Here is a 26,408-nt window from a genome sequence, read left to right on the forward strand (position 1 = left end):
TATATGGGGGATAGGAGTAGATATTATGGAAAGCTTAGGACAACTAGCTGAATGGGTACAATATTTAATATTGGGATTAATACAAGGAATTACGGAGCCAATTCCTGTATCATCAAGTGGTCATCTCGTTTTGGCTCAATATTTTTTTGGATTAGAAAGTGAAGGACTTACTTTTGAGATATTAGTTAACTTTGCTTCATTAATTGCCGTCATTTTTATTTATCGAAAAGATTTAATTCGGCTTATCGGTGGTGCTCTAAGATACTTACAAACGAAAAGCTCGGATTATGAAAATGATTTTCGATTTTGGGTTTATTTAGTCATTGCAACTGTACCTGCTGCTATTGCGGGTTTACTGTTAGAGGATTGGATTTCTACACAGACTGGTCGAATCAGTATCATAGCCATTGCTTTACTCGTTACTGGGGTTGCCCTTTTTATTATTCGTAAACTTAAAGGGACAAAAACGGAATCTGATATGACACTAAAAGCTGTTATTATTGTTGGCTTAGCTCAAATGGTCGCTTTGATGCCTGGAATTAGTCGCTCGGGTGCGACGATTGTTGCTGCTTTAGCTGTTGGTTGGTCAAGAGATTTAGCACTTCGGTTCTCATTCTTTCTTTATATACCAGTTAGCTTAGGTAGCGGTATATTGGCGTTAAATGATGTTTTTAATGACCCGCAATTTGCTGAAAAAATATTTTTATATAGTATAGCGTTTGTCGCATCATTATTTGCTTCTTATTTTGCCTTAAAGATTTTTATTAATATTATGAAAAGCGGTAAGCTTATTTACTTCTCTATCTACTGCTTTATCGTAGGTTTTGGTGTCTTGGGCTATTTAATGTTTAGATAAATAAAAATGAATAAGTGTTTCATGTTTTTCTTTTAACATGAAAAATAAAAGCCGTTGACATTGTACAGATGCCGACGGTTTTTTGTATGAAAGTGATGCTAATAATTGGGTGCGGGGTTCTACTTGCCGCTACCGAAAATCATGCTCCGAGACAATCGCGTGGCGCTGTGCTAACGGCTCCATGTGGGTTTCGTATGAAAGTGGACTTAGGGGCGATAGACGACCTTAACATGACACTGCTCCCTTTTTGTTCATGCGACTCCTAGTGGTGATGGAGTTGTGAAAGGGGCAACTGTTTAAATAGTCGCCTCTACTTTTATCTTTGTTGTTGGCTGTTTGTGCGGTGCACTGAATCTTTTTGGAATTGCTCTTACAAGCAACATCCAAAAAGTGGCGGGGGTTACGGCAAAATATGAGTATCCTCAAAACCAATTATCAATGAAAAGTCACCAGTTAAGAGTTATAGAAATACTCTCTTTGGCTTGTTAGTAGTAGTCTCGTTAGACTGCTAGTGTTTGGACTTCGAAATGAACGTTTACTCCATTTGGGTCGACAACCTTTAGTGTTGTTTGGTCATTTTCAAATGGTTGGTTCAGTTCTTGGAAATGTTCTTGAATACGTGCCAGCTCTTCTTCTGTTGGGACGACAATCGTGTAAAAGGAAAGTCCAACTGCATCACTAGTTCTTAGAGGAGCTTGTGGCCCTGCCCAACGATTTAATCCGAGATGATGGTGGTAGCGACCAGCTGCTAAAAAAGTAGCTCCCATTCTTGAAACATCCATCACAACCTCAAAGCCGATAACATCTCGATAAAATTGAACGGCTTCTGGGAGAGAGTGGGCATGCAGGTGCACATGACCTAACACGGTTTCAGCTGGTAATCCTTTAAAAGTTTCATCGTTAACGACATCGAGCATAGATTTAACATCAACAGCTTCTGTTGTCATTACATAATGTCCATGGTCGTCAATCTCCCATTGCGAGCGTGGTCTATCTGCGTAAACTTCAATGCCATTTTGATCAGGATCTGATAAATAGAAAGCTTCACTTACGCCGTGGTCGCCAGAGCCTAAAGGAATTTGGTGGGCGATCATATTTTTTAGTAAAAGCCCTAGTTCCTTACGTGATGGGAGGAGGATGGCAAAGTGATATAATCCTGCAGTTTGGTTGGGTGGTGTCACTTTTGCTCCTTTCACCTCTTGTAAAATGAGTAAAGGGTTAACACCATCAACGCTCAAATAAGCATGTTGATCTGAACGAGATAACGTTTGAAAACCTAGGATGTTTTCATAAAAATTGATGGAACGTTCAAGCTGACTTACTTTTAGTTGGAATTGACCGAGCTTTGTATCTGCATGTAGTGTGTATGTCATTTCTTATACCTCCATTTTCTGTTGTTACTCTTAGTATGCCCGTGAATACTAAAATTGGATAGTACGCACTAAAAGGTGCTATAGTATACAAAAGGAAACAATGAAAGGGTGAGAGCATGTCAACTTGTCGTGCTGAGGCAGCTTTAGAGGTGTTGGTTGGAAAATGGACTCACAAAATTTTATATCAGTTAATTATGAATCCCAAAATGCGTTTTAATGAATTACGAAGAGCAATACCTGGGATTACTCAAAAAATGCTTACCGCCCAGTTACGTGACTTAGAAGCTCAAGATATCGTGGAAAGAAAAGTGTATGCGGAGGTACCGCCAAGAGTAGAGTATTCCTTAACTGAGTATGCGAATAGTTTAATTCCTATCTTAGAGGCTATGGATAAATGGGGTAAAAATCATAAGATTCATTTAGAAAATAAGGAAAACAAGGAACAGCAATCATCCTCTATGTAAGAAGTAATGATGAAGCACCCACTTTTTATGAGTGGGTGCTTTCTGTTACGCATTGAATGAAATTATGTGTGGCTTGATTGATATAAGTGAGTTGGTTGGTAACCAAAACCGGTTGCACTTTCCTAGAAAAATCGGACAGTTCTAGGATAGAAACTGCTTGACGTTTAATATAGTCCAAGTCAGGCTTCGGAATAATCGATAAGCCAACTTCATTGGCAATTAAGGATATAATTGTCGGGATATCCTGGCACTCTAATATAACTTGAAGTGGACTTGAAAATGTTTTTAGATGGTTTAATATATCTTCCGCAATATCGTACCCTTTTAAGGGGCTTAACAAAATAATGGGCTGCTCAATGAGTTCAATTGTACTAATTTTCTCCTGTTGAAAACCAGACTTCCATGCTGCTGGAATAATGGCAACGATGGGTTGGGCAGGTAGATCGCTATAGTGAAAGTGCTCACGTTTTTCCGGAGAAAGGACAATACCGCAGTCAATTTCTTGTCGCTCAAGCTTCTCTTGAATAAAAGCCGAATCACCTTGAATGAGTTTTAGATGGATAGAAGGATATTGTTTTTTAAAAAGTTTAATTGCTTTTGGCAACATGGTGATACATGATGAAGCGACCCCTATTGATAATGTTCCTTTTAGTCCTCCGGCTATTTCTACAATCTCATCTTTAATTTTACTCATCTGATTTAATATGTCATTGGCATGGCGGTAAAGGACGTGCCCGGCTTCGGTCACTTCCCACTTTTCTCGATAGCGCTTAATTAACGTGGCTTCCATCTCTTGTTCAAGCTTTTTGAGTTGCTGACTTAAAGGCGGTTGAGCCATATGTAAAAAGTGAGCTGCTTTTGAGATGCTGCCTTTTTCAACAATTACTTTGAAATAATAAAGAGCTTTAATATCCACTTTAGACACCTCTATTATATTTTATATATATAACTACATTATAAAATATATATTATTCATATGATAATCTATTTGTTATGATCAAATAGATAAAAAATGGGGAGTAAAGTTATATGATACAAGAAGAAACAAAGTCCAAATTATGGACGAAAGGGTTTATAAGCATCGCTGCATGCGTTTTTTTTATTTTTAGCACATTTTATGTTTTATTGGTGAGTTTACCTGTATTTATTTTAGATGTACGACAGGGTACAGCGATGGAAGCAGGGCTAACGACTACCATTATGCTAATCTCTGCTATTGTAACAAGGCCATTAGCAGGGAGAATGATAGAACGGTTTGGTTCAAAAATTATTTTGCTCGTGGGGGTTATCATATTTGCTGCCATGGCTTTTTTATATTTGGTGCCACTATCGATTCCTGGATTACTCGTCTTACGTTTCTTACATGGAATTGGCTTTGGTATGGTTACGACGGCGGGAGGAGCGATTGTTGCAGATGTGATTCCTCAGCATAGGCGTGGTGAAGGAATGGGCTATTATGTCTTAGCTATGAATTTAGGTATGGTTATTGGTCCGTTTCTAGGAATAAGTATCCTTCAGAATTATGGAGAGGTTTGGTTGTTTTCCGTAGCCTCCGTCTTAGCGACAGGAGCGTTTATATGTAGTGTTATGTTATGGTTTACTTTTTCTGAAGAGCGATACGTAAACAGTGAATCAATTTCAAAAAAAGAAGACATCATCGAGAAAAGTGCGTTGCGTATATCTTTCATAGCGTGTTTCTTTGCTATCGTGTATGCTGGGATTTTGTCCTTTGTTTCGGTTTATGCTATAGAAATAGGGCTAGGTTCTGTTTCGGGTTTATTTTTTATTGTATATGCCGTAATTTTGATTATTACAAGGCCGTTTACAGGCCGTATCTTTGACCGTTATGGAGCGAACGTCATTGTGTATCCATGTATTGTTTTTTTTGCGGTCGGGTTATTCATTTTAAGTATAAGCGAAACGACCGTCGTCTTCTTACTTGCAGCCGCATTTATTGGACTCGGATGGGGAACTCTATTTCCGAGCTTCCAAACTCTTGCTATTAATGGTGCCCCTTACCATCGAGCGGGAGCGGCAACAGCGACCTTTTTATCCGTATTTGATATTGGTGTAGGTCTAGGTTCAGCTTTACTGGGTTGGGTAATCGCTACTATAGGCTTTGAAACACTTTATATGACGAGTGCCATATATGTGCTTATTGGAATTGGCTTATATTTTGGATTGATAAGTAAGCCTCAAGCAAAGGTAAGAGAAAATCAACAGGTATCAAAAGCTGGATTATACGATGAGAAAGTACAAAGAATTGATTAGCTTCTTTGTACTTTTTTTCACAATAAGATAAACTAAAAGTATCAGTAAATAGTTCGAATGAAAACATGGAGAAGAGGCTAGGGAAACTAATGGCAGATCTAAGCTCCAAAGGCTGTGCAGCATGATTTTCGGTAGGAACAAATAGAACCGCGCATATGAGTATCAGCACCAACTTTCATATAAAACGCTCATGGCGAAGACGGTTCACTTCGCCACCAACAAAGATGAAAGTAGTGGCGAAAGTTCAAACTGTTGGCCCGTTTACAGCTCGATCACCATCAGGAGTCGGCCTGAACAAACAGGGAGCACTGTTCTACTAAGGTCATTTAGCGCGAGATGGATGACGAACTAACTTCACGGCACAAACTGTCGCTCATAAGTAACTTTCATACAAAAGAAAGGATGAATAAAGTGGAGAGAAAAGAAATACGTTTAATAGCATTAGATATGGATGGTACCTTATTAAATTCAGAGCATGTTGTATCCCCAGCAAATCAACAAGCGATTGAAGCGGCAAAAGAAAAAGGGGTACATGTCATGCTTAGTACAGGCCGCTCCTTACTAACAAGTCAAGAGTATCGTGAAGCATTAAAGCTTGACTATCATATTACTGTTAATGGAAGTGAAATTTGGGGACCGACTGGAGAAATTTTAGAGCGACAAAACGTTCCTTTTTCAGATATTGAACTCCTCTATCAACTAATGGAGAAACATCAAACTCAGTATTGGGCCGTTACAGAAGAAAAAGTTTGGAGAAATGAATTCCCAGTCGATGCAGATCGTCATAACTGGCTCAAATTTGGTTTTCAATTCGAGACAGAAGACGTACGCGATGCTCTTTTAAAAGCTTTAGAAGAACATGGAGGGTTTGAAATTAGTAATTCTCACCCGTTCAATCTAGAAGTTAATACTTTAGGTATTAATAAAGCGAACGCCATTAAAAAAGTTTGTGAAAAGCTAAGTATTACGATGGAAGAAGTCCTAGCTTGTGGAGATAGCATTAATGATTTGGCGATGATTCGTGAAGCCGGTGTTGGAGTAGCCATGGGTAATGCCCAGCCAATCATTAAAGAGGAAGCGGATTGGGTTACCTCTTCCCATAATGAAGATGGTGTCGCCAAGGCCATTGAAAAATTTGTACTTAAATAATTTATCATTCTTAAGAAACCTAAAAGGTTAAACATAGACTTTTTAGGTTTTTTATTATGCGATTAGAGTTCAGTCCCCGCCTGAGAAAAGTCCTCTGTCCCAGAGTGATTTTGAAGAAGAACACACAAGGCACAGCCTATCGCCCTTAAGTTCACTTCTATACAAAACCAACATGGCGAAGCGGATTCACTTCGCCACCAACAGATATGAAAGTGGCTTTTGCAGCAAAGGAGCCGAGTGAACTGGTCTACAATGCGGAGCAAAACAAAATACGCAGCAATGAAACCGAAAATAGAACTGACAATGCGGAGCGTAGATGTTGCTTAAACTTAAGAGTGAGCAGTACCCAGCACAGCATGATTTTAGGTAGCGGTGATAAACGCTCTATGTTCGCACTAACTTTCATATAAAACGCCCATGTCGGAGCCAAAACTGCTCCACCACCAACAAAGATGAAAATCATCTATCTCCAGCTTAAGGTTCATAAGGAATCGTGAAGATACTGCTGAGGCCAAATCTTGGAGTATCTGCACAAAGTAGTCATTCATATGTAGTGACGACTTCATAACCTATGGGTACGTTTACAACTAGTCCTCTCCAAACATATAAGTAGGGTTTCACTCTATAACTGGTGGAACTTCATTCAATTAGTATTTGCTTTTTTATTTGTTGGCTTTTCATTCATTGGTTTTGTATGAGTAGTTCTCTAACCAAGAAGCATGCACCAACCCAAGCGGAGGAAATGGGGTGGCCGACTCCTGCACGAATAGCCTGATGAGACCCCGCAAGCGACGCGCGGAGGCACAAGCAAGGCCTGCGGAAAGCGTGTCCCCCATTCTCGGAGCGCTCATCGAAGATGTGCATATCATCTTAAGTAACTTTCATATAAAATCTAAAAAAATGAGGTTTTTGGTGAAAAATGTAAAATCGGGGGGATATTTTAAGCCATACTAGGAAACCTTGTTAAAGGAACCTATACGTTGTGCTTGTTTTGGCTTTTACATCAAAGTGAGCGTTTGCTGTATGTAAAAGGAGGATATTGCTTTTGGAATTAAATGAATTACTAGGATCGGGACTAGTGTTATTATTGCTTTTTTTTACAGGATTCTTTGGGACGAAATTTAAAATCCCAAGCGTTATTCTATTTATATTACTTGGTATTGTATTAGGTGGCGTGTTGACGGATAATCATTTATTACATTTCGCTGGCGAGATTGGGATCGTATTATTGTTTTTTATGCTCGGTATGGAATTTCCAATTAAACAGCTTTTAACTGTGGCAAAAAAAGTGCTTGGACCAGGTATCTTAGATGTTGTGCTGAGTTTTGGAATAACTGTAATTATCAGTGGTTTTTTTGGGTTGGATTATTTATCTGCTTTTATCGTTGGTGCGGTTGTATATGCCACGAGTTCTTCTATTACGGCGAAATTATTAGAAAGTAGTAATCGCTTAAATCATCCAGAATCTGACTTTATGTTAGGGCTACTTATTTTTGAAGATTTAGTTGCACCAATCATGGTAGCTGTTTTAGTAGGCTTTACAGCAGGAGAATCCATTACCTTTGCCTCTATCTCTTGGCTTGTGGTTAAGTTGGTTACACTAGTTGTCGGAGCGATTTTAATTGGTCGTTCAGTTTTTGTACATTTAGGTCCTTTCTTTAGACGTCACGTTCATGGTGATGGTATTATTTTATTTGTAACAGGTATTGCTTTGGCTTATGGAGGTTTAGCATTGTATCTCGGCTTGTCTGAGGTTTTAGGTGCATTTTTAGCAGGAATTATGATGGCTGAAGTTAGAAGAACACATGAGATCGAACAAATCGTTGTGCGCTCTCGCGATTTATTAATGCCACTCTTTTTCCTGTATTTCGGTACAACCATTCAGTTTAATGATGGAATTCCTATGGTAGGTCTCTTATTGATAGTCTTAACTTGGTCAATCCTAGCAAAAGTATTAGTTGGTGTTTGGGGTGGACGTATGTATGGTTTATCACGGCCGGTTGCCTTGAGGGCCGGTTTGTCTTTGACTGCACGAGGAGAATTTTCTATCATTATTGCGGCACTTGCTTCTGTATCATTAAAGGCTTTTAGCAGTGTGTTTATCTTAGCCTCTGCAATGGTTGGTATTGCTCTATTTCAATTTGCACCTGAAATAGCTAAGCGAATCTATGGTGAGTCTAAGTCAAAGGATGGAGTAGAAGTAACCCAATAAGGATGAAGTGAGTGATTGATGGTGATGACCAATATTGATTTAACCAAAATCAAATCTGCTAAAGATGAGATGACGAAATTTCTAATGGCTTATAAATTTGCTCTTGATGAAATGGAAACCAAAATCAATATATTACAACAGGAATTTGAATATATTCATGAATATAATCCAATTGAACATGTGAAAGCTCGCTTAAAAGAGCCAGAAAGTATATTAAAAAAGATTATTCGTAAAGGGCATCCATTTACATTAGCAAGTATCAAAGAGAATATACAAGACATTGCTGGGATTCGTATAACATGTTCATTTATTTCTGATATTTATCGCATTGCGGATATGCTCAAAAAACAAAAAGATATTCAAATTATGGAAGTTAAAGACTATATTGAAATACCGAAGCCAAATGGATATCGCAGTCTCCACTTAATTTTACAAGTACCGGTTTATATGAGTGATCGTGAAGAGCGGGTCTGTGTTGAGGTTCAAATTCGTACAATTGCGATGGATTTTTGGGCTAGCTTAGAGCACAAAATATATTATAAATTTAATAAAGAAATCCCTGAGTACTTAACGAATGAATTAAAAAACGCAGCAACGACAGCAGATGCTTTGGATAGAAGAATGGAACAATTGCATAAAGAAGTAGCTGAAATTAAAAAGCATGATGAAGAGTCATCGGATGAATGGTTAGATTTATTAGGTGTTCAAGGTCAGCGGCTCCAAATACCGACTCAATTAATTGAAAAGCTTGAGGGGTTTGGAGGAAAGGATCCTACATGAAAAATGCTACCTATGGGCTAGAACCCGTAGGTAGCATTTTTTATTTTTATTAAACAATTAATCGTTCCTTGATGTGGCTCGGTTATGCTCATAAGTGAGGAATTCGCAAAAAACATTTATCGCCTGTTGCGGTTTCTGTTCAAGTGATTTTATATAGCGTTTTTTTACGTCATCTATTACATCTGTACTCGTCTCAATGCGCTTTTTCATAAAGGCTATACCCGTACGATGAACCTCTTTATTTTTTATGGAAGATTCTTTAAGTAACGCAAAACCTAAAGCACCTAATATCGCATAAATTATGATAGGAATCATTTTGGGAGCTGTATCTGGAACGATGGCTACTAAAAAGAAAATATTAATAATCGAAAATCCAATGAGCGGAAAAGAAATAAAACTGAAACCTAAGCTCTTTTTTAACATCGGAGCAATATGCTCTTGGATTAATTGAATTTCTCTTTGAATAAATTCAGGAGCCTGCCTGATTGAAAAAGGATTCATGACTTTTCCTCCTCAAACGAAAAATTAATACTTACTACTAGTATATAAGAGAAAGTCTACGTATTACAAATAAAATACTTTATAAAAGGAATTTATATATCCTTTGGTTCTTTTACTCGTTTGATAAAGAAAGTTAAGACGAGTGCCACAATAGCAAAACAAAGTCCCACTTTAAAAGAAGTTTGTACACCAGCGGTTAAGCTTAACGCGAAGTCCTGAACACTAGGCTCTCCCTGAACATTTTCGGAAAGATAGTTCGTACGGCTGTTTGACATAATACTAATAAACAAAGCGACACCAATGGCCCCAGCTACTTGCTGCAATGTATTTAATATCGCCGTACCGTGTGGATAATATTTGGGTGGCAATTCATTTAAAGCATTCGTTTGTGCTGGCATCATCATCATTGCAATGGCAACCATTAATAAGCAGTGATAGACTACAAAAACATAAATGGGTGTCTCTGTATGGATTGTCGTAAATAAAATGAGTACAACTACGAGTAAGATAGCACCAGGGCGGACTAAAAAGGTCGGTCCGAACTTATCAAATAACTTCCCCATTATTGGTGACATTAAACCATTCAATAATCCTCCAGGAAGCAGGGCAAGACCAGCAGCAAATGCGGTAAGTGCCATAGCGCCTTGTAAAAACATTGGAATTAATATCATCGTTGAGAACATAGACATCATGACAATAATAAGTAAAATGGTTGTGATGGAGAACATGGGTGATCTAAACGTGCGAACATCTAAAATTGGTTCTTCCATCTTTAATTGTCTTAATACGAATAAAATCAGCGACAAGGCACCGAGAATAATCGTCCCGTAAACTTCTGGGTGTGTCCATCCACTAGCTCCTTCACCAGCACTACTAAATCCAAATACGATTCCACCAAAACCAAGTGTCGAAAGAATAATGGAAATAACATCGACTTTTGGCTTCGTTACTTTCGTTACATTCTTTAAGAATATAAAAGCAAAAAGAATCGAGAATAATGCAAATGGTACAACGCTAAAGAATAACCACCGCCAATTCAGAGCTTCTATAATAACCCCGGATAATGTTGGTCCTAAGGCAGGAGCGAACATAATGACGAGTCCCATCATTCCCATCGCACCACCGCGTTTTTCTGGGGGGAACAAGACAAGAATAGTATTCATCATAATCGGGAGAAGTAATCCAGTTCCACTAGCTTGGATTAGTCGGCCGATAAGTAAGACGGAAAAGTTAGGGGCCAATCCACTTATTAATGTTCCGATAGTAAATAAAGTCATTGCACCAATGAACATTTGTCTTGTTGTAAACCAAGAAATGAGTAAGGCAGATACTGGAATTAAAATACCGACCATAAGCATGAACCCGGTCGATAGCCATTGAACGGTTGCTTCACCCACTTGAAACTCTACCATGAGCTGCGTAAGGGCGACGTTTAATAATGTTTCATTTAAAATGGCAAAAAATGCACCAATGATTAGAGCAATCATAATCGGTGCTCTTTTAACGTCAGCATGTGCGCCAACGGTATTAATTTGATTAGAGCCTGTATGCATATAAATCCTCCTTGTTTTTATAAATGAAATAGGTGATTAAAGGAGGTGGTCGACTACCGCTACTTCATCTATAGTTTGACCAAATTCCTAGTATTATGGCTGTTAAAATGTTTCCATATTTCCAATCACCTCAAACATCATAATGAGTTATTAGGAGTAAGTCAATGTTTTTTATGAAAGTAGCTTGTGTGCGACTGCTTCGCCATGAGCGTTTTGTATCAAAGTGTATTTAGGGGCGATAGTTTGTGCCTTGAGATTAGCCAACCCTCTACCTTTCGACCTTAGCAGGATATTGCTTTCTTTTTGATCATCCGACTCCTAATGGTGAAGGAGTTGTAAACAAGCTAGATGTTAAAGAAGTCGTCACCCACAAACATGAAAATGAGGTTTCTCTCTTTAACTGGTGGTTCTTCATTCACTTGCACTTTAGTTATTGTTGTAAGAATGTTATTTGTACTTGAGAATGAGAGTACCCAGCGGGCGAGTCATGCGGAGACTCTCATGGTACGTAGTGGCAGAGCTGAGATCCAGCGTATAGCCGATTAGCTTAGTGCCAAGCGATTGTCTCGGAGCGTGATTTTCGGTAGCGGTGAGCAAAGCTCCGCACATGAGCATCAGCATCAACTTTCATATAAAAAATAAATCAAGAGCCACCTCAACATGTGCTGGGTAGAGAAATGTTATATCGTTAGGAAAAATATAGTTTCAATATGAAAAAGGTTAAGGTACAATCTACCTGGATATAAAGTAATGGTTGATATGGTCGATATAAAAGATAAGAGTATAGAGGGAACGAATAAAAGGAGATGGCAGTGATGAGTTTTTTGAGTCGTAAAGGTAGAAGAAGTAAGGGCAAGCAAGATCAATGGTATAAGCAGTTACAAGACATTACGTTATCTGAAGTTACGATGGAATACATTCAAGATTATTTAACATTCACATCAATTGGTATAACTGAGTATGATTTACGAGTCTTAAAGTGGTTAAAGCCTTATATTGAAGAGAACATTGAACAGATTACTTCTGAGTTTTATGCGACCATAACAGAACAGCCTAATTTGTTGGCCCTAATTGAAGAACACAGCTCTGTCGATAGATTAAAGTTAACGTTTAAACAACATATATTAGAGTTATTTTCAGCAGAAATCAATGAAAGTTTTATCAAAAAAAGAGCGAGGATTGCCAAAGCCCACATTCGTATAGGTCTTTCAAGCAAATGGTATTTATCCGCGTATAACCAGTTATTTATTCAAGTTGTGAACACAGTCGAGCAGCTTGCTGATCAAGGCGTTGATACGACGAGGAGTATTATTGCTGTATACCGTCTTTTCAACTTAGAGCAACAATTGATTTTAGATGGGTACGGGAGTGAACAACAAGATATAGAAGATGCGAGTGAAAAAGACCGAAACGAAATGATTGATAGCTTGTATGAACATTCAGCAGTGCTAGCGGCCGTGTCTGAGCAAAGTCATAGTGCGGTAAAAGAGTTAGCCAGCCAGACCGAAGCAGTAGGAGGATTGGCGAAGGAGGGTTCGGAATTGGCGATAAAAGCTGAGAGGTATGCGACAAGTGGCAAAGAGCAAGTAGCGAAACAAGCTCAGAATATGGAAACGGTTATGGATAGTATTTTAGAAATTACAGAAGGATCTGAACGATTACGAACGTTTGCTGGAGAAGTCCATCATGTTATTGATATTGTTGAGAAAATCGCAGAGCAAACCAATTTATTAGCCTTAAATGCTTCCATTGAGGCTGCCCGTGCTGGGGAATATGGGAGGGGGTTTGCGGTTGTTGCCGATGAAATCCGAAAATTATCTGAACAAACGAAACGGACAACTGGAAATGTAACAGATCTTATAACAAAAACCAATGAACAAATTGAGAGCGTGTCAAAACGTGTTTTAGAGGTACATTCGGTTGTAGGTAGCGGTATGGAAGAGATGAAGGGATCAGAGAAGTCATTTGAAGAAATTTGGCATGTGATGAAATTTCTGAAAGAGCAAAATACAAAAATGGAATCTGAACTTATGCGCATTGTGACGGCGGTTAATGAGATTGATCAATCGTCAACTGAGGTTGCGAATTCAGCAAGGAAGCTAGAAATGATTCGTGTTCAATAAATAAATGGATGGGAATGGAAGTAGCCGTTAATCTTTACTAATAAAGATTAGCGGCTACATGTTGGATAAAAGCGTAAATAAAGCCGCATTACCCTCTGAAGAGCCTCTGTAAATAGATGTAACAACTGCACATGAACACTCGACTACTTACGAATTTTATTTGCAGATTAGCCATTTATGATCGTTCCACCGTTGATGTGGAGAACCTGACCAGACATATAGGAGGAGTCTTCGGATGCTAGGTAAACATAGGCTGGAGCTAATTCTGCTGGCTGTCCTGGGCGGCCCATCGGTGTATCTGTACCAAATTTAGCAACATCGTTTTCTGGGAATGAAGCGGGAATTAATGGAGTCCAAATGGGTCCCGGAGCTACTGCATTTACACGGATGCCAGTGGAAACGATGCTTTCAGATAAAGAGCGAGTTAAGGAAACAATAGCTCCTTTAGTTGAAGCATAATCCATCAAAACAGGGTTTCCTTTATATGCCGTGATCGAAGCTGTGTTAATAATGGAACTTCCCTTTTTGAGATGGGGCATGGCCGCTTGAATGAAATAAAAATAAGCGAAAAAGTTAGTTTGAAATGTACGGTGAAGTTGCTCTGAGCTAATTTGTTCAATTTTGGTTTGGTAGTGTTGTTCGGCGGCATTATTAACAAGGATGTCGAGCTTTCCAAAACGATTGACGGCATCTTCGACAGCTTGTTTACAAAAGGTTTCATTACCAACGTCACCACTCAAAATTTCACATTGTCCTCCTATTTTTTCAATGGCTTGTTTGGTTTCATTTGCATCATGATGTTCATCTAAATAGACGATAAAAACGGAGGCGCCCTCCTTAGCAAACGCAAGGGCTGCTGCTCTGCCAATGCCGCTATCGCCACCAGTAATAAGGGCAACTTTATTAGTTAGTTTTCCGCTTCCCTTGTAGGATGGATTATCATAAATCGGCTTAGGCTCCATTTGCTTTTCTATTCCGGGTTGTTTGCTTTGGGCTTGTGGTGGTTGTCCGGATTTTTGAATTTCTGAAAAATCGTATGAACTCATTTTTCTTAGCCTCCTTATTCGTGTACGTTACGTTAAATCCTTAATACCCGGTTACATTGAATGAAAACATATATCAATATATTTATCTTTTCAAAACCAACGATAACTATTCATGTTTTTTTGACTGACTTTTCCCCTTTATTGAATTAAATTTTTTGTAAGCGTTTATAAAAACAGGTAAGAAGAAGTAAAGCTCGTTTTGATATGGTATAATACTCACGGAGTAGAAAGAACATACATGATAAGAAATGTTGATAGATAGAAAGGATGTCAGAGACAAATGGCCAAACAACAAATAGGCGTAATTGGTTTAGCAGTAATGGGTAAGAATTTAGCCTTAAATATTGAAAGTCGCGGTTATTCCGTATCTGTTTTTAACCGTTCATTTGAAAAGACGGAAGAATTCTTGAAGAACGAAGCAGAAGGTAAAAACTTCGTTGGAGCAAAAACGATTGAAGAATTTGTTCAATCTTTAGAATCTCCTCGAAAAATCTTATTGATGGTAAAAGCAGGTACCGCAACAGATGCAACCATAGATACATTAAAGCCACTTCTTGAAAAAGGCGATATCTTAATTGATGGTGGAAATACGTATTTCGAAGATACGATTCGTCGTAATCAAGAGCTTGAGGAAACGGGTATTCATTTTATTGGGACAGGTGTATCTGGTGGAGAAGAGGGTGCCCTAACTGGACCATCAATTATGCCTGGTGGTCAAGAGGAAGCATACAAGCTGGTTGAGCCGATTCTTAATGCAATTGCTGCAAAAGTGGATGGCGAACCATGCTCTACTTATATTGGACCAAATGGAGCAGGACATTATGTGAAGATGGTTCATAATGGAATTGAATATGGCGATATGCAGCTAATTTCTGAAGCGTATTTTATTTTGAAGCGCACGCTTGGGTTGAATGCACAAGAGCTTCATGAAGTATTTGCTGATTGGAATAAAGGTGAACTAGACAGTTATTTAATTGAAATTACAGCTGATATTTTTACAAAAGTAGATGATGAGACAGGCAAACCACTTGTTGATGTTATTTTAGATACGGCTGGACAAAAGGGGACAGGGAAGTGGACAAGTAAGTCTGCGTTAGACCTTGGGGTGCCGCTACCAGTTATTACAGAATCCGTATTCTCTCGTTTCATTTCAGCTATGAAGGATGAGCGAGTGAAGGCAAGTAAGATTCTAACTGGTCCAACGGTACCGTCATTTACCGGTGATAAGGAGGCCTTTATTGAGGCTGTCAGAAAAGCTCTATATTTTAGTAAAATTGTTTCTTATGCACAAGGCTTTGCTCAAATGAGAGCTGCGTCTGAAGAAAATGGTTGGAACTTACGATATGGCGATATTGCTATGATCTTTAGAGGTGGATGTATTATCCGTGCTCAATTCCTTCAAAAGATTAAAGAAGCATATGATAAAGAGCCAAACTTAGATAATCTTTTATTAGATCCGTATTTCAACGATATTGCAGCGAATTATCAAAGTTCTCTACGTGAAGTGTTAGCTCTTGCGATTCAATCAGGAATTCCTGTGCCAGGCTTCGCAAGTGCGATTTCCTATTATGATAGCTATCGTACAGAGACTTTACCAGCTAACTTGCTACAAGCACAACGCGATTATTTCGGAGCACATACGTATCAACGTATAGATAAAGAAGGTATTTTCCATACTGAATGGATGAAATAAGAACCAATTAAAAACATCTCGTTACAAAACGTAGCGAGGTGTTTTTTTCTGAGCGAAGAAAAGGGATTGAGTGGAATGGGTGAAGATGAGTGTGAGAAATCAATCCTTGGAGTTGGAAGGAGGGAAAAGAAGTAGAAAGGTCTAGAGATAGCACCTTTAAGGCGAGAATAGAAAGACGAGAAGCTATTGTAAAAGTACTAGGACACATGAATGCAAGTACTAGAGCAATTAGAATGTAGATCACGGATATTCAAAAAGACACTGAAGGCAACAGTCAAAAGCCGCTCCGACACCAACTAAACATGAACGTGTGGTTTCGCTCCTTAACTGGTGGCTTTTCATTCATAAACGGTTTTGAGGATTCTCATGAAGTAGCCCCGCCACTTTTTAGGAAAGAGCTAGCAAGAGCTTTCCTAAAAAGATTCAGCGCACAACACAACCAGCCACCACCAACCAAAAAAATGTGTAGTATTCCATCAGGATTAGTATCTAAAATCCAAGTGTTTTTGGACCGTTAGCCAAGCTTGCTTGGCTACTTCCACGCATTTGCGTGAAGTTTTGAAAATCGAAATGAACCTTCAGACGAATTCATTAAGTCTGTGAGGTCATTTTCGAATTTCAAAAACGATCCAAAAACAAAGACAGAAAGGTCAAGTTAACTTGAGAAATGAGCACCACCCATGTAACTTTCATACAAAACCCACATGGCGAAGCCCCAAATCACTTCGCCACCAACAAAAATCAAAGTAGTGGCGACTATTTAAACAGTTGGCCCGTTTACAACTCCATCACCATTAGGAGTCCGCACGATTAAAAAGGGAGCATTGTCCTGTTAAGGTCGTCTATCGCAAGATGGATGACCAACTAACTTCAAGGCACAACCTATCGCACATAAGTAACTTTCATACAAAAACTATCATGTTAAAAAATACCAAAACAGGGTAATAAATCATAAATGGTTATGATGATTACATATAAAAAGGAACTAGATACAATGAAGTTTTATTTCATAAATAGTACTTTTTTCTAAAACTATATATTTGAAAAATGTTGTCAAACTATCGCGATTAATGCTACTATATGATAGATTCATGAGCTAAAACCATGCAATTACGGGAACTAGCGACAATTATTTTAAAAAAATTGTTGATATAAGTAAGTTTATAAATAAAAAGAAAATGGAAAAAGGAGCAATAATTCTTGGGCATAAGTCCTATTAAACGACCGAGACTGGAAATACATGGTTGATAGATTCGAGTTATACTTACCTTACTAGAAAAGAAGAGAGGTGAGTAAGTAATGAAAAATAAGAAACTTCTTGCAACGTTTGTTATTGGAGCAGTTCTAATCGGAGCTGGCGTTTTAGTTGACCCTGTAGCATTTGGAGTCGACGGCGTAGTCATTAATGTCTTACCACATGCTCATTAATTCTTTCAACTGCACGTAAAAAAAGAAGTACTTACTAGATTCTAGTAAGTACTTCTTTTATTCTGCGTTCGGCGATATGAACGAGTTCATCTTTATTTTCTAGTCGGAATAAAACAATGGCTTGTTCAATAAAATGTTTCCCTTGTTCTTTTTCCCCTTCCACGACTAAACAATAACCTTTCAAATACGTACATTCGCCAAGTAAATAAAGCAAACCATTGGTAATGCAATATTGTCGGCCTTTATCAGCTAATTCTAGTGCATGCTGGAAGTTTTTTAAAGCTGTTTCAGCTATGGCATAATTATATAAGAGCCTCACTTTTATTTTAGGATTTAAATCAGGGATATGAGTTGTTTGTTGCAAGGCCCTAGCATAATAGTCAATCGCTAACTCCACTTCACCCTTTAATTCATGGATAGCAGCAATGGAGTTAAGGATTTGAATTTCCTCCTGCGAATAACTTCCTTTTCCACTATAAGTTAATTCAAGAGCTTGAAATAGAAGCTTTAGTGCAAAGTTGTAGTCTTTGAATACATAAGCGATTGCAACACCTTTATGCCAAAGAATAAATTGTTGCATATCAGAACTTTCAAAAATGGGTTTTCCTTCTTCAGCCAATATTAATCGATAAACTTCTTCATAGTTTCTTTCGACCGTATTTCTTCTAATCTCTTGGATGAAGTCTTGAATATAGTCATATTGTGGGTTGTCACCAGCTTGAAAAAAATGATTTACATCAACACCAAGTCGTTTCGAGATCGAATATAGCGTGGTAGATAATGGGATGAACTTTCCAGCTTCAATATTACTAATCTGTGCTTGTGTACAAATGCCTTCTGATAATTCACTTTGAGTAAGGCCTTTGAGAGAGCGGTAAAACTTAATGTTTTTTCCAATTGTATCAATATTCATGAAATCACCCTCTTTATCAGTTTTAATTCATAGTATCCATAATCATTTTAACATAATGTAGGTAACACTTACATTTTTACGTTCAAACCTACCCTATTAAATATACATAATTTATACAAGTTTGTCATGAATGATAGGGCCTAATTATTAAATAATTAAGTCATAATTTTATAGACAAATAAAATATAATTTTATTTATATATTAAAAAAGCTATAGGAATGGTTTATTCCTATAGGCCTTTTTTATTGGTAGCTGACATTACTTTGTATAATATATCTTTGTTGATTCTTTTGATTGTGTAGGATAATAGAAGATAAGTGACGATGAATTTTCGAGATTGATAATTTCATCGTTAAGATAATCGTTCATAGAGAATGGCATTTCCTCAATAATTGTATGTTTATACAAATCATTCTCCGATAATTGTAAGGCCTCGAAGTTAGCTCCATAAATAATAGGGTGATCGACGATTTGATTAATGATTTGACGTTTTGCTGCTTTGTCATTTTTATCTTGCCACCATTGCTTTCGCGGCTTTTGTTTTTGATTTCGTAAGTAGTCATATTTCATCAATGAAAGAATAACATCTAAATGAACGACCTCTTGTTCTTTTAGAAATACATGCAGCCTCGTAAATAGATCCTCTAATTGATGACCAATTCGGCTCCAGCCTTGTTGATCCCAAAAGGCACCAAATTGCTGAAAGAAATCAAAAGGCGTTTCAAATACATGTGTGACCAAATATTTGATTGTGGCGTCCATTCGGTGGTCGTTCCAATATTTTTCAAGTACGTCTTCTACTTGTTTAATTCGAATCATGTCATCAAAAGACAGTACGTTGTTTTTCAGAATCTCATACGGTGAATGGTCCATATATACATAGCCATGTTCTTTGGCGTTGATGCGTAAGCCCGTACCACGAAGCATTTTTAGAAAGCCTAACTGAAGCTCTTCAGGACGAAGGGCAAAGACATCATTAAATGTTTTTTTGAAACTACGATAATCCTCGTCCGGTAAACCGGCTATTAAATCAAGGTGTTGGTCGATTTTTTCACCATCTCTTACCATCGTTACGGTTCTTGTAAGCTTCTCAAAATTTTGCTTTCGCTTCACTAATTCATTGGTATGATCATTCGTCGACTGTACACCTATCTCAAAACGGAACAAGCCTTTTGGTGCATTCTCGTTTAAAAATTGAATGACTTCTGGTCGCATAATATCTGCGGTGATTTCAAATTGAAAAACGGTACCGGGAAGGTGCTCGTCAATTAAAAATTGAAACATTTCCATGGCGTAACTACGACTAATATTAAAGGTTCGGTCGACGAATTTAATGGTTTTAGCACCGTGCTTCATTAAATAGCGAATATCATTTTTTATTTTCTCACGGTCAAAATAGCGCACGCCTACTTCTATAGAGGATAAGCAAAATTGACAGCTAAATGGACAACCTCTACTTGTTTCTATATAAACAACACGCTTGGATAAAGATTCACGATCTTCTTCAAAACGGTAAGGTGATGGAAGCTCTTTTAAATTGACTTTATTTGCAGGGGGATTAATTTTTACTTGTGAATCAAGCCTATAGGCTAATCCGCCAATTCGATTCATTTGTTTTTGATTGTGCAATTCATCAAGTAATTGTTTAAAGGTATGTTCACCTTCACCGATGATTATATAATCTACGTTAGTAAGTCGCTCCATCCAGTAAGGTGTATCATAACTAACTTCAGGTCCGCCTAGAACAATAGTTAGTGAAGGATTGACTTTCTTTAAGATTTCAATGACCTTAATCGTCTCTTCTATATTCCATATATAGCAACTGAATCCGATGATGTCTGGTTGTTTTTGAATAAGGTCAGTCGCAATGTTGATAACGGGATCTTTAATTGTATATTCAGCTAGTTGTACGTCATAGTCCTCTTGAACAGCCGCTTTTAAATAACGGATCGAAAGGCTAGTATGTATATATTTGGCGTTTAAGGTACTTAATACGATATTCATTCGTTTCACCGCTTTCAATTATTTCAAAAAATGGTTGGTTACACACTATGGTAAAAGTTCTATGCACATATTTTCTTATTTTTTACTAGTAAGTGTGTTCATAAACATTCATTAACCAGCAAAAAAAGAGAGCTATTGAAGTAAAAGCTCCCTTAGTCTATAAAATAGTAAAATAATGAGATCTGTTTTTCCGACTAAGACGAAGTGGTGGAATGAGGTATATAACTTTGCAAAAATAAGAGAATAGTTAAACCCACTTTTCACCCCAAGATTGAATCGCTTCAATGACTGGTTTAAGAGCATGCCCTTTTTGGGTCAGTTCGTATTCGATACGTACTGGCTTTTCAGGATAAACGTGACGTTTTACAACATCTAACTTCTCGAGCTCTTTCATTCGTTCGGTTAAAATCCGATCGCTCATCTCGGGTATTTGTTCCTTTATCTCTTTAAATCGTTTTGGACCATCTAGCAATACACGGATGATTAAACCAGTCCATTTTTTTCCTAATAGGTCAATGGCGAGCTCATATTTGGGGCACATTTGACTGTAATCCATTTTTCTTCACCTCGATCATGTTTAGTTTACCATAAAAGCGAGGTATAGAGAAATATAGTTAAAATTATGATAGGGAGGAAGAGAGAAATGGCGAAAATTTTAATTCCATATTATAGTGCATACGGCCACATTTATAAAATGGCTCAGGCAGTAGCAGAAGGTGCAAGCCAAGTTGAAGGTACGGAAGTTAAACTTGTGAGGATTAAAGAATTTAAAGAAGTTGAGGAAGCTATGTCAAGTCAGGATGCTTATGTGGATGCTCAGAAAGCTCAAGCTGGCGTTGCACTTGCTACGCACGACGACTTGAAGTGGGCTGACGGTATTATTTGGGGGATTCCAACACGATATGGCTCCATGCCTGCTCAAATGAAACAATTTTTGGATTCAGCTGGTGGACTTTGGGCGAACGGTGAGTTAGAAGGAAAAGCAACGGCCGTATTCACAAGCTCTGGTTCCATTCATGGTGGACAAGAGTCAACTGTGCTTACTTCGTTAGTGCCGTTATTACATTTTGGGTTAGTGTTTGTTGGCTTACCTTATGGAGAAAACCCCGAACAATTAACGACCGATGGAATAGGTGGAAGTCCTTACGGTGCCTCTACAGTCGCAGGTCCTGATGGATCAGCATTTCCCGACCCACGTGACATCACCATGGCAGAAAGACTCGGAAGTCGGGTAGCGAAAGTAGCAAGCAAACTAGCAGAATAATTAGCGAAAAAGAAAGGGGTTGCTCATTTTCATCAATGAGTAAACCCTTTTTTATGTATTTGAACGAAAATCTCTTTTAGTGTATATGAATAAAAAGGCATGCTATACTACTTTATGACTGATTTAATGGATGGTGAAAATAATGAAAAGAATGTCAAATAAAGCCTTGTTCCTGTTGATATCAGGAATTGTTGTACTATACGGAGCATTATATTGGATCATAGGGACCATCGTAACAAGTTAATAATGCTATAAATTTAAAACACTTTGGGAAAATTGAGAAAAACATTGAACGAGTAAATACTTTGAGGGAACAAAATGACCGTTAATGTGCAGATTTAGCGGTAGTACCTCTTTAAGATGCCTTTCCACTACCAACAAATATAAAAGTGGTTTTTTGAGGCAATGAAGCCGGTAAACTGACTGCCAATGCAGTGTAAATGAATAAGAGAGATAATTTGATATTGAAAAAATGCCCGTATTTACAGTTAGTAACAACGGCTATTTATCCTAGCTAATTTCAGCTTTTTAATGCTCATTTCATTTGCTCTTGACTCGTGGCACTTTGTTCACTTTAGTTGTCCCTTAGCTCCGCCACTTTTGGGTGTTGCGCGCACGAGTAATCCCCAAAAAAGTTTCAGCGCACTGCACAACCAGGCAGCACCAATCAAAAAATAGAGGCACAGTAAAAACTGTCCCTCTACCTCAAATTCTCATAAACATCAAAGTAGATGTGATAAAAACATCGTCGCAGTTCCGAAATAAATTAACAAAGAAAAGATATCATTTAATGTTGTAATTAAGGGCCCTGATGCAACAGCAGGGTCGACACCTACTCTATAAAGAATTAACGGAATAATCGTTCCTGCCATGGTTCCAATAATTAATGAGAAAAATAACGACACCCCAACAACCGCACCAAATAATACATCAGCTTGCCAGATTGCCCCAATCAAAGTAATTAAAAGAGCACAAGTTACCCCAATGATTAAACTAACACGAAACTCACGGAAAATAAGCTTCGTGACAATCTTCCTCGACATCTCTGAAGTGACAATCCCACGAACAACAACCGCTAAAGATTGTGTACCTGTGTTTCCTGTCATCCCAGCAATCATCGGCATAAAAAAGATAAGGGCTACAGCTTGCTCTAATGTTGCCTCAAAGAAGTTCAAAATACTACCCGATACTAAACCAATAAATAATAGTAAAATTAACCAAGGCAAACGTCGAACAGATGCTGTAATGGCACGCGTATTAAAGTCGATATCTTTACCTGATGCGGATAGTTTCTCAATGTCTTCATTGGCCTCACGGATAATAACATCAAATGCATCATCGACCGTAATAATACCTTGAAGTACATTGTTATGATCAACGACTGGTACAGCAATAAAGTCATACCGTTCAATAATCTGAGCCACTTCTTCTTGATCGGTATCCACCGTTACAGAAACAACTCGGCTAAACATCAAGTCTTCAATAATCTCATCTACATTAGCAATTAATAAATCACGGTACGATACCACTCCAACTAATTGTTTTTCATCATTAATTACATATAGATAGTAAATATTCTCGGAAAAGCTTGCATACTCCTTGAGCTTATCCACGGCCTGCCTCACTGTGTAATGAGCGTTAATCCAGACAAACTGGTTATTCATCAAACCGCCGGCTGTTTCAGCAGGGTAGCTCATCAGTGATTGAAGCTTTTCAGAATCCTCTTCACGCATCACATCAAGAAACTCTTGAATTTTATCAACAGATAATTCATTTAATAAATCCGCTAAATCGTCATTATCCATCAAATGCATGACTTTAGATGAACGTTCAATTCCGAGCTTATGCAAGATTTCAATTTGCATGTCATAATCGAGTTCTTGGATAAGATCGGCAATTTGAGAGGGCGTTAAAAACAACAAAAACTTATGATGATGTTTCTCAGGCAAGCTCCGATAAAGCTGAGCGATATCATACGGGTGCAACTCATCAAGAATAGCTTGGAATGAACTTCTTTTACCTTCACGTAAATATTTGATAACTAATACTAGTAATTGATCCTCTGTCATGTTTACAGACATTCAATTCACCTCATTTCAATTCATGATACTTCATTACTCTAACCAAAAAGTGGATGAAAGTAAATTAGATATGTTCATTTATTTAGGAAATTTTCACATTCAAAAAACAAACATTTATACATATAGGATATCCACGATTGGCAGTTAATCATGCGAGGCATAAAAGGAAATTTCTTAGAATAGGGAGCATTCATATATACCCCAAACTTTTACATATAAAACCCGCATGCCGAAGCCAAAACCGCTTCGCCACCAACAAAGATGAAAGTAGTGGCGACTGTTCAAACTGTTGGCACGTTTACAACTCGTTTACCATTAGGAGTCGGCTAAACAAAAAGGGCGCACTGTCCTACTAAGGTCATTTATCGCGAGATGGATGACGAGCTAACTTCACGGCACAAACCTATCGCCCATAAATAACTTTCATATAAAACGACACGAATAAATTTGACAATGATAATCAATATCATTTAGAATGATAACAACTGATAATCGTTTTCAATTAAAAATAAAAGAGGTGGATATCATGGCATCATTACTTATTGTTGGGGGTGACAAGCTCGGTAATATCCCCAAGAAGTTAGAAGATATCGGATTTGGAGAAATTATTCATTTTAGTGGCAGGAAAACACAAACGGTCAAAAAGGAAATACCATGTCATGTTGAGTTGGTATTAGTTCTTACGGATTTTATTAATCATAACTTAACATCAGCTCTCAAAAAACGAGCAGCTGAACAAAATATACCGATTTGTTATGCAAAGCGTTCCTGGTGTTCCATTTATCAAGCGATTGGGAAATGTGATGGAGTCTGTATGTACCAAGGGAGCTGTCAAATGATCAAACGTTCATAGACGATCCATACATAGTGAGAGAACTTTAAATCAAGAGATAGTCTAGGAAGCATTATGGAATGCTCAGTGTTAATTTCAAAGTAATAATAAGGATTAATGAAGAACTACTGAAGTCGGTTTAATGAACATATCAGGAGAGTGCGGGTTCCTTTACAGAATAAAGTGTAAAGTGATCCGTATTTTTTGATTGTCATAATAGATGGGGATGGAAGGGTTTCTTTTTTTCAAAGAAGGAGTATTAGAAAGGTTACAGCATGTGTGGCACCGCTTTAAAAAACAAAATAAAAAAGCCATAGATGTATCATATTCTATATATTTTTTGAATATAAGTCTATTCTTTTTTGTAGTAGGCTGAAATAATGATGGTAGCGACCGCGGCGCAAGTGAGTTAAAGGAGAATAAAATGAAGTCATATGATTGGGGCAATCAGATTGAATATCTAAAAAGGTCAATACGTTTATATTATAACGATGATTATATCGAGTTCCTTATTGAGAAAGTGTGGAAAATTCATAGCCCAGTCCATATTCTGGATTTCGGATGCGGATTTGGTCATTTAGGTCTACGTCTGTTACCTTTTTTGCCAGAAGGTTCTAAATATGTAGGGATAGATGCTAGTGCTAAACTGATTGAACTTGCTAGAGGTGTGTTTCAGGATCTTGAGTACAATGTCGAATTTTTCGTTGGCGATATCCATACGTTCCACTTTGAACAAAAGTATGTCATGGTTGTTTGCCATGGTGTCTTACTGCATATGGCTGACCCAGTGTTTATTCTTAAAAGAATGAGCGATTGTGTTAAAGAAGGCGGTAAAGTGGTTGCTTTTGAACCTCATTGGATTAGTAGTCATGCAAGTTTTCATTTTGAAGGTATTGAGCAATCAGTGGCTATTCCTTTGGGGCCACTACAAAAATTGTTTGAGGAAGATGCTAAAAGTACTGGGAAAGATGGCAATATTGGATTAAAGCTTCCTTTGTATCTTAATCGATTAGGGTTACACGATGTCGAGTGTCGCGTAAGTGATAAGGTAAATATCCTCGATCCGGAAAGTAACAGCGAAACAGCACAAATGTTATTATGAGGCGATGAGGTTTAGTAATCCTGGTAAAAAGGAAACTTTTATTAATAAGCTACTAGAACGTGGATTGATGCTAGATGAGGCTAATCGTCAATACGACGCTGAGAAATACGTTGCTGAAAAGTTTACATCATTAATGGCTGCTACTTATGCAGCTGGAATGAAAATTACATTTGGAACAGTCAGATAGAGTGTGTATGTTTTTAGTGTGTGTACATGATTATCGGTAGCGGCAAGTTGAACTCCGTACATGAGTATTAGCACTAACTTTTATTAAAACGCCCATGGCGAAGCCAAATTCACTTCGCCACCAACGAGAATGAAAGTCACCTTTCACCATCTTAACCATTCTTAAAGGTTTGTGAAGATACTGACGCCAACCCTCGGAGTATCTGCACAGAGAGGCGTTTAATGTGAAGATACTGAGGCAAAACCATGGAGTATCTGCACAAAGAGAGGGTTAATGTGAAGATACTGAGGCCAACCCTTAGAGTAACTGCACAAAGAGCGGGTTAATGTAAAGATACGGAGACAAAACCCTGGAGTATCTGCACAAAGAGAGGGTTAATGTGAAGATACTGAGGCCAACCCTTAGAGTAACTGCACGAAAAAGGCCGAACGTGACAGTTACTCGAGGGAAGAGGGTGAGTAACTACACGAAAAAGGCCGAACGTGACAGTTACTCGAAGGAAGAGGGTGAGTAACTACACGAAAAAGGCCGAACGTGACAGTTACTCGAAGGAAGAGGGTGAGTAACTACACGAA

Annotated in this window: 22 protein-coding genes; 13 read left to right on the forward strand and 9 right to left on the reverse strand. The window is 38.0% G+C overall.

All coding sequences use genetic code 11. The features are described from left to right. Positions 1–25: 25 nt before the first annotated feature. Positions 26–856, forward strand: a complete 831-nt coding sequence (locus PQ479_RS20360; protein ID WP_047988199.1) for an undecaprenyl-diphosphate phosphatase — start codon at positions 26–28, stop codon at positions 854–856. 500 nt (positions 857–1,356) lie between these two features. Here PQ479_RS20360 and PQ479_RS20365 read toward each other — a convergent pair whose 3' ends face one another. Next, positions 1,357–2,229 (reverse strand): VOC family protein, encoded by an 873-nt coding sequence (locus PQ479_RS20365; protein ID WP_047988200.1) that lies wholly within the window; start codon positions 2,227–2,229, stop codon positions 1,357–1,359. 116 nt (positions 2,230–2,345) lie between these two features. Here PQ479_RS20365 and PQ479_RS20370 point away from each other — a divergent pair, with 116 nt between their 5' ends. After that, complete coding sequence (locus PQ479_RS20370; RefSeq protein WP_047988201.1) at positions 2,346–2,693, forward strand: winged helix-turn-helix transcriptional regulator; 348 nt, start codon at positions 2,346–2,348, stop codon at positions 2,691–2,693. Between the two features lie 25 nt (positions 2,694–2,718). Here the strand turns inward: PQ479_RS20370 and PQ479_RS20375 are convergent, their stop codons facing one another. Continuing rightward, positions 2,719–3,609, reverse strand: coding sequence for a LysR family transcriptional regulator (locus PQ479_RS20375; protein ID WP_047988202.1), 891 nt, complete (start codon positions 3,607–3,609; stop codon positions 2,719–2,721). A 113-nt stretch (positions 3,610–3,722) separates the two neighbouring features. On the opposite strand from PQ479_RS20375, the gene PQ479_RS20380 reads away from it, so the two are divergent. The 4 genes from PQ479_RS20380 (at position 3,723) to PQ479_RS20395 (ending at position 9,105) form a co-directional block, all read left to right on the forward strand. Then, complete coding sequence (locus PQ479_RS20380; protein ID WP_047988203.1) at positions 3,723–4,964, forward strand: MFS transporter; 1,242 nt, start codon at positions 3,723–3,725, stop codon at positions 4,962–4,964. A 402-nt stretch (positions 4,965–5,366) separates the two neighbouring features. Then, positions 5,367–6,113, forward strand: a complete 747-nt coding sequence (locus tag PQ479_RS20385) for a Cof-type HAD-IIB family hydrolase (RefSeq protein WP_047988204.1) — start codon at positions 5,367–5,369, stop codon at positions 6,111–6,113. 1,045 nt (positions 6,114–7,158) lie between these two features. Beyond that, the gene (locus tag PQ479_RS20390; RefSeq protein WP_083991207.1) at positions 7,159–8,325 is read left to right on the forward strand and encodes a cation:proton antiporter; all 1,167 of its coding nucleotides are present in this window, start codon (positions 7,159–7,161) and stop codon (positions 8,323–8,325) included. Positions 8,326–8,349: 24 nt separating this feature from the next. Beyond that, positions 8,350–9,105, forward strand: a complete 756-nt coding sequence (locus PQ479_RS20395; RefSeq protein ID WP_047988266.1) for a GTP pyrophosphokinase — start codon at positions 8,350–8,352, stop codon at positions 9,103–9,105. Between the two features lie 57 nt (positions 9,106–9,162). Here the strand turns inward: PQ479_RS20395 and PQ479_RS20400 are convergent, their stop codons facing one another. Together PQ479_RS20400 and PQ479_RS20405 are read right to left on the reverse strand one after the other, a co-directional pair. Beyond that, entirely contained in the window at positions 9,163–9,606 is a 444-nt protein-coding gene (locus PQ479_RS20400) for a YwnF family protein (RefSeq protein ID WP_047988207.1), read from the reverse strand. A gap of 92 nt (positions 9,607–9,698) precedes the next feature. Next, positions 9,699–11,159: a DHA2 family efflux MFS transporter permease subunit gene (locus PQ479_RS20405; RefSeq protein WP_047988208.1), complete on the reverse strand. Its 1,461-nt coding sequence runs from the start codon at positions 11,157–11,159 to the stop codon at positions 9,699–9,701. A gap of 815 nt (positions 11,160–11,974) precedes the next feature. Between PQ479_RS20405 and PQ479_RS20410 the strand changes: the two genes are divergently transcribed. Beyond that, a complete protein-coding gene (locus PQ479_RS20410; RefSeq protein WP_053070347.1) occupies positions 11,975–13,282 on the forward strand; it encodes a globin-coupled sensor protein in 1,308 nt (435 codons plus the stop codon). 167 nt (positions 13,283–13,449) lie between these two features. On the opposite strand, the gene PQ479_RS20415 is transcribed toward PQ479_RS20410, so the two are convergent. Further along, positions 13,450–14,328 carry an SDR family oxidoreductase gene (locus PQ479_RS20415; protein WP_047988210.1) on the reverse strand — a complete coding sequence of 293 codons (879 nt, stop codon included), beginning with the start codon at positions 14,326–14,328 and terminating at the stop codon, positions 13,450–13,452. A gap of 280 nt (positions 14,329–14,608) precedes the next feature. On the opposite strand from PQ479_RS20415, the gene gndA reads away from it, so the two are divergent. Next, entirely contained in the window at positions 14,609–16,021 is a 1,413-nt protein-coding gene (gene gndA, locus PQ479_RS20420; RefSeq protein WP_047988211.1) for an NADP-dependent phosphogluconate dehydrogenase, read from the forward strand. 1,299 nt (positions 16,022–17,320) lie between these two features. After that, entirely contained in the window at positions 17,321–17,449 is a 129-nt protein-coding gene (locus tag PQ479_RS20425; RefSeq protein ID WP_273717185.1) for a hypothetical protein, read from the forward strand. A 34-nt stretch (positions 17,450–17,483) separates the two neighbouring features. On the opposite strand, the gene PQ479_RS20430 is transcribed toward PQ479_RS20425, so the two are convergent. From PQ479_RS20430 to PQ479_RS20440, 3 genes are all read right to left on the reverse strand, one after another. Then, the gene (locus tag PQ479_RS20430; RefSeq protein ID WP_047988212.1) at positions 17,484–18,362 is read right to left on the reverse strand and encodes a helix-turn-helix domain-containing protein; all 879 of its coding nucleotides are present in this window, start codon (positions 18,360–18,362) and stop codon (positions 17,484–17,486) included. Positions 18,363–18,621: 259 nt separating this feature from the next. Then, on the reverse strand, positions 18,622–20,367 hold the full coding sequence (locus PQ479_RS20435; protein ID WP_047988213.1) for a B12-binding domain-containing radical SAM protein: 1,746 nt from the start codon (positions 20,365–20,367) through the stop codon (positions 18,622–18,624). Positions 20,368–20,614: 247 nt separating this feature from the next. Then, positions 20,615–20,923 carry a winged helix-turn-helix transcriptional regulator gene (locus PQ479_RS20440; RefSeq protein ID WP_047988214.1) on the reverse strand — a complete coding sequence of 103 codons (309 nt, stop codon included), beginning with the start codon at positions 20,921–20,923 and terminating at the stop codon, positions 20,615–20,617. An 87-nt stretch (positions 20,924–21,010) separates the two neighbouring features. Between PQ479_RS20440 and wrbA the strand changes: the two genes are divergently transcribed. Then, a complete protein-coding gene (gene wrbA / locus PQ479_RS20445) occupies positions 21,011–21,631 on the forward strand; it encodes an NAD(P)H:quinone oxidoreductase (RefSeq protein WP_047988215.1) in 621 nt (206 codons plus the stop codon). 722 nt (positions 21,632–22,353) lie between these two features. Here the strand turns inward: wrbA and mgtE are convergent. After that, entirely contained in the window at positions 22,354–23,712 is a 1,359-nt protein-coding gene (mgtE, locus tag PQ479_RS20450; protein ID WP_047988216.1) for a magnesium transporter, read from the reverse strand. 526 nt (positions 23,713–24,238) lie between these two features. On the opposite strand from mgtE, the gene PQ479_RS20455 reads away from it, so the two are divergent. From PQ479_RS20455 to PQ479_RS20465, 3 genes are all read left to right on the forward strand, one after another. Then, a complete protein-coding gene (locus PQ479_RS20455; protein ID WP_047988217.1) occupies positions 24,239–24,565 on the forward strand; it encodes a DUF2325 domain-containing protein in 327 nt (108 codons plus the stop codon). Positions 24,566–24,968: 403 nt separating this feature from the next. Next, positions 24,969–25,646 carry a class I SAM-dependent methyltransferase gene (locus tag PQ479_RS20460; protein ID WP_273717186.1) on the forward strand — a complete coding sequence of 226 codons (678 nt, stop codon included), beginning with the start codon at positions 24,969–24,971 and terminating at the stop codon, positions 25,644–25,646. Positions 25,647–25,650: 4 nt separating this feature from the next. Beyond that, positions 25,651–25,833 carry a hypothetical protein gene (locus PQ479_RS20465; RefSeq protein WP_273717187.1) on the forward strand — a complete coding sequence of 61 codons (183 nt, stop codon included), beginning with the start codon at positions 25,651–25,653 and terminating at the stop codon, positions 25,831–25,833. The last annotated feature ends 575 nt before the right edge of the window (positions 25,834–26,408 follow it).

The sequence above is a fragment of the Alkalihalobacillus pseudalcaliphilus genome, from assembly GCF_028610675.1.
GTDB classification, from domain to species: Bacteria; Bacillota; Bacilli; order Bacillales; family Bacillaceae_D; genus Alkalihalobacillus; species Alkalihalobacillus pseudalcaliphilus.